At 41.7% G+C, this 8078-nt stretch carries 9 protein-coding genes and 1 rRNA gene; 3 read left to right on the top strand and 7 right to left on the bottom strand.

Annotated features, from left to right (window positions below):
* Nucleotides 1-407: ribosomal RNA gene (locus VIM89_RS08645) — 16S ribosomal RNA — on the bottom strand; the annotation flags it as partial.
* 542 nt (nucleotides 408-949) lie between these two features.
* On the opposite strand from VIM89_RS08645, the gene VIM89_RS08640 reads away from it, so the two are divergent.
* Both VIM89_RS08640 and VIM89_RS08635 read left to right on the top strand, forming a co-directional pair.
* The gene (locus VIM89_RS08640; RefSeq protein ID WP_488155752.1) at nucleotides 950-2326 is read left to right on the top strand and encodes a methyltransferase RsmF C-terminal domain-like protein; all 1377 of its coding nucleotides are present in this window, start codon (nucleotides 950-952) and stop codon (nucleotides 2324-2326) included.
* 81 nt (nucleotides 2327-2407) lie between these two features.
* Nucleotides 2408-2896, top strand: a complete 489-nt coding sequence (locus VIM89_RS08635; RefSeq protein ID WP_488155751.1) for a hypothetical protein — start codon at nucleotides 2408-2410, stop codon at nucleotides 2894-2896.
* Between the two features lie 17 nt (nucleotides 2897-2913).
* Here VIM89_RS08635 and VIM89_RS08630 read toward each other — a convergent pair whose 3' ends face one another.
* The 6 genes from VIM89_RS08630 to VIM89_RS08605 all read right to left on the bottom strand — a co-directional run bounded on the left by VIM89_RS08630 (nucleotide 2914) and on the right by VIM89_RS08605 (nucleotide 6851).
* Complete coding sequence (locus tag VIM89_RS08630) at nucleotides 2914-3300, bottom strand: Rid family hydrolase (protein WP_488155750.1); 387 nt, start codon at nucleotides 3298-3300, stop codon at nucleotides 2914-2916.
* A 90-nt stretch (nucleotides 3301-3390) separates the two neighbouring features.
* On the bottom strand, nucleotides 3391-3756 hold the full coding sequence (locus VIM89_RS08625; protein WP_488155749.1) for a CoA-binding protein: 366 nt from the start codon (nucleotides 3754-3756) through the stop codon (nucleotides 3391-3393).
* A gap of 17 nt (nucleotides 3757-3773) precedes the next feature.
* On the bottom strand, nucleotides 3774-4073 hold the full coding sequence (locus VIM89_RS08620) for a hypothetical protein (RefSeq protein WP_488155748.1): 300 nt from the start codon (nucleotides 4071-4073) through the stop codon (nucleotides 3774-3776).
* A 5-nt stretch (nucleotides 4074-4078) separates the two neighbouring features.
* Nucleotides 4079-4564: a DinB family protein gene (locus tag VIM89_RS08615; protein ID WP_488155747.1), complete on the bottom strand. Its 486-nt coding sequence runs from the start codon at nucleotides 4562-4564 to the stop codon at nucleotides 4079-4081.
* Between the two features lie 163 nt (nucleotides 4565-4727).
* Nucleotides 4728-6275, bottom strand: a complete 1548-nt coding sequence (locus VIM89_RS08610) for an NAD(P)/FAD-dependent oxidoreductase (RefSeq protein ID WP_488155746.1) — start codon at nucleotides 6273-6275, stop codon at nucleotides 4728-4730.
* Between the two features lie 75 nt (nucleotides 6276-6350).
* Nucleotides 6351-6851: a hypothetical protein gene (locus VIM89_RS08605; protein WP_488155745.1), complete on the bottom strand. Its 501-nt coding sequence runs from the start codon at nucleotides 6849-6851 to the stop codon at nucleotides 6351-6353.
* Nucleotides 6852-7065: 214 nt separating this feature from the next.
* Here VIM89_RS08605 and VIM89_RS08600 point away from each other — a divergent pair, with 214 nt between their 5' ends.
* Nucleotides 7066-7629, top strand: coding sequence for an RNA polymerase sigma factor (locus VIM89_RS08600; protein WP_488155744.1), 564 nt, complete (start codon nucleotides 7066-7068; stop codon nucleotides 7627-7629).
* The last annotated feature ends 449 nt before the right edge of the window (nucleotides 7630-8078 follow it).

The following is an 8078-nucleotide window of genomic DNA, read 5'->3' as shown; positions in this document are numbered from 1 at the left end:
CCTGCACGCGGCATGGCTGGTTCAGACTTCCGTCCATTGACCAATATTCCTTACTGCTGCCTCCCGTAGGAGTCTGGTCCGTGTCTCAGTACCAGTGTGGGGGGTCATCCTCTCAGATCCCCTAAACATCGTAGCCTTGGTGAGCCGTTACCTCGCCAACTAGCTAATGTTCCGCATGCCCATCCATATCCTATAAATATTTGATCATGCTGTGATGCCACAGTGTGATTTTATGCGGGCTTAATCTCTCTTTCGAGAGGCTATCCCCCTGATATGGGTAGGTTACATACGTGTTACGCACCCGTGCGCCACTCTCATGCGAAGCAAGCTCCGCAATCCCGTCCGACTTGCATGTATTAGGCCTGCCGCTAGCGTTCATCCTGAGCCAGGATCAAACTCTCCATTGTATAATGTCTGAGTTCGATTACTGACCCTATTTCTCAATAGAATCTGTTAATCTGTATTTGCTTCCATCCGAAGATTTCTGCGTTGTATCTTTATACAGTATCCTATCCTATTTAATTTGACAGTGCACATCCCGTGGGATATGCCCCGCTGCGCTGTTTGATTATCTCTTATCTCTTAAAGAACTTTATTTGTTCCCTGTCGCAGGGAACTTATATTTAAAATCCCGCAGGATTTAAATTTTTTAGCTATTTGCTTCGTTGCTGAAGCGGCTGCAAAGATGGGAATTTTTATCTATTCGTGTCAAGTGTTATTTTCACTTTTTTTGAATTTATTTTTTAGTCCCAAACTTTTCAAAAAACAACCCTCTTTTTCTAAAGGGGACACAAATGTAAGGAGATTTCGCAGACCTGCAAAAAGAAATATTAAATAATCCGAAATTAATGTTTAACTCACTGTAAACTAAGGTCAATTATTTTAGCACAGATGTGAACTTCTCTAATGAAAAATCGAAACTCCTGATTTTTGTATCTTTGAGAACGATATGAACAATCCTGTTTTTCCTCCAAATTTTCTGAATTCAATCGCCGGATCGCCTGGTTTGGACGCTGAAAATTTTTCAAAAGCGCATCAAATTGCTGAATCGCCTACCTCTATCCGCCTGAATCCTTTTAAACCATCTATCATAAAAGGTGATGAAAAAGTAGCATGGTGCAATGAGGGATATTATTTGAATAGCCGGCCATCGTTTACATTCGATCCTCTTTTTCATGCGGGATGCTATTATGTGCAGGAAGCATCGTCTATGTTCATCGGTCACATATTAAATTATATTAATAAGGATAGCGATGGCATCAAGGTGCTCGACCTATGCGCAGCACCAGGAGGCAAGAGCACGCTGATGAGTTCAGCTTTGAGGGAGAACGACCTGCTTGTTGCCAATGAGATCATCAAAACACGTGTTCCGGTACTTGCGGATAACTTAACGCGATGGGGACCGGCAAATACTATCGTAAGTAATAATGATCCAAAAGACTTTGGCAAACTGAAAGGCTTCTTCGACATTATACTGGTAGATGCGCCTTGCTCCGGTTCCGGTATGTTCCGAAAAGACCCGGATGCGATGAATGAATGGTCGGAAGCCAATGTCAATCTTTGTCACCAGCGCCAGGAACGCATACTGGCTGATATTTATCCGGCTCTAAAGGAAGATGGTTACCTTATATATAGTACCTGCTCCTACTCGATGGAGGAAAACGAAAATATTTTGGATTGGCTTTGTATTGAATTCGATTTGGAAAGTATCCGCATTCCAATTGATAGCGATTGGGGAATAGTGGAAAGCCAATCAACCCAAAGCAAAGCCTGGGGATACCGTTTTTATCCTGACAAAGTAAAAGGCGAAGGCTTATTTGCAGCCTGCCTCAGAAAGAAGGATAACAGCGGTGAAGTTGCCCCTGCAAAATCCAAAGAACAGCAAAAACCCAATTTTAAAGAGATCGACCTGGTAAAGCCTTATATTAATAATGCGGATGATTTCTTTTTCTTTAAGGTGAATGATGATTGGCTGGCGATAAACCGTCAGCATAAAGAAAGCCTAGCTATTTTGCAGCGATACCTATATATAAAGAAATCGGGTATTCGAATTGGCAAACTGATGGGCAAAGACCTGGTACCTGATCACGAGCTGGCCCTGAGCCTTATTATTAACAAAGATCAATTCCTGCAAACTGAATTGACGAAAGACCAAGCAATACAATACCTGCGTCGTGATAATATCACTGGGCTGGATATAAACGACAAAGGCTGGAGCTTGATGTGCTATGAAGGGCAGCCATTGGGATGGGCTAAATTATTGCCGAATAGGATTAATGATTATTATCCGAAGGAGATACGAATACTATCAAAAATTGAAAACTGAGAATAATCTTAATATATGGCAATCTGGCAATTCAATTTGACTCTCATTCCTAGGGACGCTATTATCAGTAAATATAATTATATGCCTGATCAGTTATTTATTGATAAAGATGGTTGGGAAAATCACTTCGCAAAAAGTGATCTAGAAGACGCTTATGATTTTGAGGACGCGTTAACAATTAATTGGTGGAATAAATTCATTGTAACCATAGATCAATTATTCCCTTTTATTAAAAATATAGTAGAATCGCCGAATGGCATTGATGGGCTGAGATATTTTGGCGATGCTGACACAAATAACATTTGTGTATCCTTTGATGAGAACACAAATCAGGTAGATGAAGTAAGTTGCCGTGTAGACCTACGTAAACTGGATAAAGATTTTATAAACTCTGTATTTTCTTTGGCAAGACAGTTCAATTGTTTACTTATGGACCGACAAGGAAGACTTTTTGAGCCAAGTCGTGATGAATTCATCGAAAAAGTCAAGTTATCCGATTCCTACCGTTTCGTAGTGAATCCTGAAAAATTCTTAAATGATTTGTCAGACGGTCTTGCAAGCCCGGAGTAAATTAAAGAACGCACTGTTTACATCGCCGCGATACACTCCACCGAAATCAAAATATTCCCTGGGAAAGGCATTACCTGCGGTGCGCTGCGTGCAGGTGTTAGTTCGGGAAAAAATCTGGCATACGTGCGATTTATCATCGAAAAATCGGGGTCGGCGCCTGAGACCATAAATACTGTTATTTTAACTGTCCTGTTTATTGATGAGCCGGCATCCTCCAGTATGGTTTGAATATTTGTAAATGCCTGTATGGCCTGCTCCTCAAACCCGCCTTCAACCAATTTGCCGGTAACCGGATCTACACCTGTGGTGCCGGAAATGAAAATAAAATCCCCTGCAATTACTGCCTGCGGGACGTATGCGTTGGGTTTAGGAACATTAGGGGTGTGAAATACTTTAGGTTCCATATCTGAATGTTTGAGTTAAGCTAATATAGCAATATCAAACTTAGATAGAGCAAACCTGATAACTGATTAACTGATAACAGATCACTAACCTCAATACTGCCCTATCGACAAAAGCACCAATGTACACGCATATTCCGTCTCAATGCCTTTTTCATCAGCCATTCGTTTTAATTCGGAATTTTCAGTCCCCGGGTTAAAGATGATACGGCGGGGATGGGTGTTTAATATATAATCGTAAAGCCTTTTCTGGTTTTGCGGACCGACATATAGCGTTATCGTATCAATATCCTTATGTATGGTTTCGGCTTTCTCAATTGGTACACCTGCCACAACGCCATCACGCAGACCAACGTTCACAATGCTGTGTCCGCTGCGCACCAGGCGGTTTGCGGCGAGGTTGGCATATCGGCTCTCGTTCGGCGTAGCGCCTAAAACCAATGTTTTTTTATCAGCCATATTATTCTCTGTCACTATTATCTTAATAACCTATTTAAAATAAAAAGAAGATGTTTCTTTGAATCGATATAACTTTCCTTTTTCAATTTTACTGACTTACCATTTAATGTTAAATCAATTTTTGAATCCAATTCGGAAATTGATGATGATAACACATGATATTCATTGGTATCAAAGTCAGTTGATCTAGAGGCCATAGATCTAAATCTATCTTCGTATATCGATTGAAGAATTTCTGCATTTGACTCACTATAGTTTCCCAAGCCTTCTAACTGTATATGAGCTTCGTTAAACTCCCATTGTAATTCTTTGTTCATGCAAATCAACCATTTACAATCCTGTTTAGTATCGCGATCTGGCCGGAATGGTAAATATGATGCTGGATCAGTCCGTTCACCAGTTCTTCATAAGTTACCCCACTACCCAACTCGCGGTTTCGTTCGTCATTTATAAGCTCATTCCAGTTTTCCTCGGGGAAATTCTGAATGACATCTAGCAAATTTACATTCACCAACTTAAAATCATTAACATAATTCTGCCATTTTTGTTCCTCCGGATTGCCCGTAGGTGGCCAGTCGCCGCTTGAAGGAACTCCCGCATCCATTCCATTCATCCTGTCCATCACTTCTTCCGTCCACGCCAGCATGTGCAGCACGATCTCGGCAATATTGTGCGCAGAATTATCTGATTTTTCAAAAGCAGCCTCAAAGGTTACCTTTTCCAGAATAGCATAAACCGGATCACCGTACCATGGATCGCCGGATAATACCTTTTGCAATTCGTTTTGAAGTTTTTCGGATGTTGTCATGGTTTATAAAAATTTATTGTCATTTCGAACGAACCTGGGTGGGCTACAGCAAGTGGGTGAGGAGAAATCTTCTACGCTATGCAAGTCCGCTTTGCAAATCGTATAAGATTTCTCCTCGCCCGACTACTCAACCCCTTCTGCTCGTTCGAAATGACATGGAAAATTATAATATCTTCTTCGCCTCCACCGCACAATTTATCCCATCAATAGCCGCTGAAATAATTCCGCCCGCATAACCCGCCCCCTCACCACAAGGAAACAATCCCTGTACCTGTGGATGCTGTAAAGTCTCTTTATCCCTTGGCACTTTGACCGGTGATGACGTTCTCGACTCCACACCTACTAATATGGCCTCATTAGTATAATACCCCTTCATTTTTTTGCCAAATATCGGCAAGGCCTTTTGCAGACTCGCGGCTATCCAGTTAGGCAATATTTCTCTCAATTCAATACTTTTTGTTCCTGGCAGGTAAGAATTCTTTGGCAAATCCGTGGAAATTCGTCTTTCCACAAAATCAACCATACGCTGTGCCGGGGCAACTAAATTGCCACCGCCTGCTGTGAAAGCCAGTTGCTCTACCTGCTGTTGAAACTTTAACAGTTTAAAAGGATCATTATTATCACCTTTCACATCATCTAGATTCACTTGAACCACGGTACCTGAATTAGCATAAGGATTATTCCGCTTGGACGGGCTCCAACCGTTCACCACAATTTCCTTATCCTCTGTGGCACATGGTGCAATAATTCCACCCGGACACATACAGAAAGAGAATACTCCCCTGCCATCCACCTGTTCCACTAAGCTATAATACGACGGCGGCAAATACTCACCCCTAATAACACAATGGTATTGCGCCCGGTCGATGATTTCCTGCGGATGCTCGATCCTCACCCCCAATGCAAACGGTTTAGCTTCGATCAGGATATTTTGCCTGTGCAGCATTTCAAATATATCTCTAGCTGAATGCCCTGTAGCCAATATGACTGCATCAGATTTCCAAGTGTTACCGTCGGATGTTTTTATGCCTTTGATCTTCCCAAATTCAACAATAAGATCTGTTACTTTCATATCAAAATGAACTTCACCTCCTGCATTTTGTATTGTTTCCCGAATGGCTGTGATGATTCCAGGCAATTTATTGGTACCGATATGCGGCCGCGCATCAACCAAAATATTCTCCGATGCACCATGAGCTACAAATATTTTGAGTACTTGGTTCACATCACCACGTTTGGTTGAACGTGTATACAACTTACCATCCGAATAAGTGCCTGCCCCACCTTCGCCAAAACAATAGTTGGATTCCGGGTTCACCAGTCCTTGTTTATTGATATTAGCCAGATCACGTCTGCGCTGTTTTACATCTTTGCCACGCTCCAATAGAATCGGCTTCAATCCCATCTCAATACACTGTAAAGCAGCAAACAATCCTGCCGGGCCTGCACCTATTATAATAACAGGTTTAGCATTGCTGACATTGGGATAGCTAACTGTATAGCTTTCGGGAATATAAGGCTCATTAATAAATGTTCTTACCTGCATACGGTAAACAACCTTGCGGCCACGGGCATCAATTGAGCGTTTGAGAATTTTTAAACCAGTAATTTGTTGGGGTGATGTTCTTAAGGTAGTTGCGGCCAGCTTTTTTAAAGCGACTTCATCTTCGTGCTGCTCCGGTGGGCAGACTAGTTCAATTTCTTTGATCATGATAGTGCCTGGTTTTTATCCGGGATGAGGCAAAGGTAAACATTTAGAGATTAGTGACTAGGCATCAATATTTGCTTATTGTGTCACATTAAATACAGCGTATGGTTCTGGAGTTCCCTTTATCGCCATTTGAAGCTTATCGAAATATACACCCATCCCTCGACTTGGTGACCATTCCGGATATATCTTTCCAAGATTGACGGTATACTCAATTTTGTCAATCATCTTTTCAAGTTTATGGTATCGCCCGACAGAAAATCGCTTTTTGTATTTTGGGAAGGTTAGCCTCTCTCCATTATATTTAATAGTATAACGACCGTTTTTTACCATAGCCATAAAAATTGTATTCCAACACATCATTATGTTTACATGATCTGAATCCGAAATCTCAGCAAGAGGTTTTGTTTTAAGCAATAAAATTCCCCTATCTACTTTTTGATTAAACTCAGCAAGAGTTATTGTTTTAGATGAATCCCGATTGATCTTTGGTTGGATATTTTGTCCAATAGATTTAAAATAGAATAAGGAGAATACTAATATTAGTACTCCTTGAATCAATTTCTTCTTGTCTGACATGTGATTCGGTTTTTTTCCATTAAACGATAAAAATTTGCGATTTGTATATCGGGCAATAAAATCGCAATTCGAAGGGTCAAAACCGTCCGCCTTTGTATCACCCAGTGTAACGAAAACGAACACCTTCGTAGATCGTAAAAATTTATTTTACTGAAATCCAATTAGTTATCATTTGGGCACTCGGTTTGGCATAGGTGTATCAAATATGAATGCCATGAACACCGATATCAATTTGAACCGCATGTGGGAAGGATGCCTGCAAAACGACCGCAAACAACAGGAAGCGCTATACCGCGCCTTAGCGCCAAAAATGCTGGCTGTTTGCATGCGCTACGCCAACGACAAGGACGAAGCACAGGACATTCTGCAGGAAGGATTTATCAAGATGTTTAACAACGTCCACAAATACCGTGGCGACGGTAACCTGGAAGGCTGGATCCGCAGGATCATGGTGCATACCGCCATCTCCCGTTACCGCAAGCTGAAACCGATGGTGCTGGTTGAAGATATGGCTGAAGAAGGTGCACTATCATCCGCAGCGCAAAATGCAAACAACCTGGAGGTAAACGACCTGATGAAATTGATTCAACAATTGCCACAGGCATATCGCTCGGTGTTTAATATGTATGCTGTTGAGGGTTATTCTCACCAGGAGATCGGCAATAAGTTAGGCATTACTGAATTGCTGTCACGCACTACATTGTATCGTGCAAGAAATATTCTGAAAGAAAAATTGAGTCAGTTAACATCACGCGAGCAATATTATATGGCAGGATAATCGATATTGAATCATGTGGTGCATCATATTTTTTGTCGTAACCATGGTAGCCAGCATAATAGCATACATCAACCTGCCCCGAAAAAAATAGAACATACCCGACAACGTCGGCTCCATCATATATCTAATCACAAATAGAAAGGTCCTTCCGGTTGGGAAGGACTTTTTGTATGTATTGCTATAGTACCGGTAACACTAAATAAACCCCGTCAACAGACCAGCTTCGGGCGAAATCAAGCAAAACATGGTAGCCTGGGCGTCGGGAAGGGCATTAGCAAACTTTGCGGAAGCGAGGGCCTTGCGGGAACGCTAGTAGGGCAAAGTATTGCAGCCTGTGGTTTTGATTGATTGCAGGGTAAAGGCCCGTGCGCAAAGAAGCAAGTGTCTGTTGACTTGATCTTTGGTTACTTTGTATCAAGACAAAGTAACCGCCTTCCGCGGCAATTGAG

This window comes from Mucilaginibacter sp. (assembly GCF_036568825.1).
Lineage (GTDB): Bacteria > Bacteroidota > Bacteroidia > Sphingobacteriales > Sphingobacteriaceae > Mucilaginibacter.
Note: the sequence above shows the minus strand (reverse complement) of the source record. Positions and strands in the feature narration are given on the sequence as shown.

Coding starts and splice junctions, on each gene's coding strand:
- VIM89_RS08600 (WP_488155744.1), top strand. CDS start 7,066: ATGAACACCGATATCAATTTGAACCGCATGTGGGAAGGATGCCTGCAA.
- VIM89_RS08605 (WP_488155745.1), bottom strand. CDS start 6,851: ATGTCAGACAAGAAGAAATTGATTCAAGGAGTACTAATATTAGTATTC.
- VIM89_RS08625 (WP_488155749.1), bottom strand. CDS start 3,756: ATGGCTGATAAAAAAACATTGGTTTTAGGCGCTACGCCGAACGAGAGC.
- VIM89_RS08620 (WP_488155748.1), bottom strand. CDS start 4,073: ATGAACAAAGAATTACAATGGGAGTTTAACGAAGCTCATATACAGTTA.
- VIM89_RS08640 (WP_488155752.1), top strand. CDS start 950: ATGAACAATCCTGTTTTTCCTCCAAATTTTCTGAATTCAATCGCCGGA.
- VIM89_RS08635 (WP_488155751.1), top strand. CDS start 2,408: ATGCCTGATCAGTTATTTATTGATAAAGATGGTTGGGAAAATCACTTC.
- VIM89_RS08630 (WP_488155750.1), bottom strand. CDS start 3,300: ATGGAACCTAAAGTATTTCACACCCCTAATGTTCCTAAACCCAACGCA.
- VIM89_RS08615 (WP_488155747.1), bottom strand. CDS start 4,564: ATGACAACATCCGAAAAACTTCAAAACGAATTGCAAAAGGTATTATCC.
- VIM89_RS08610 (WP_488155746.1), bottom strand. CDS start 6,275: ATGATCAAAGAAATTGAACTAGTCTGCCCACCGGAGCAGCACGAAGAT.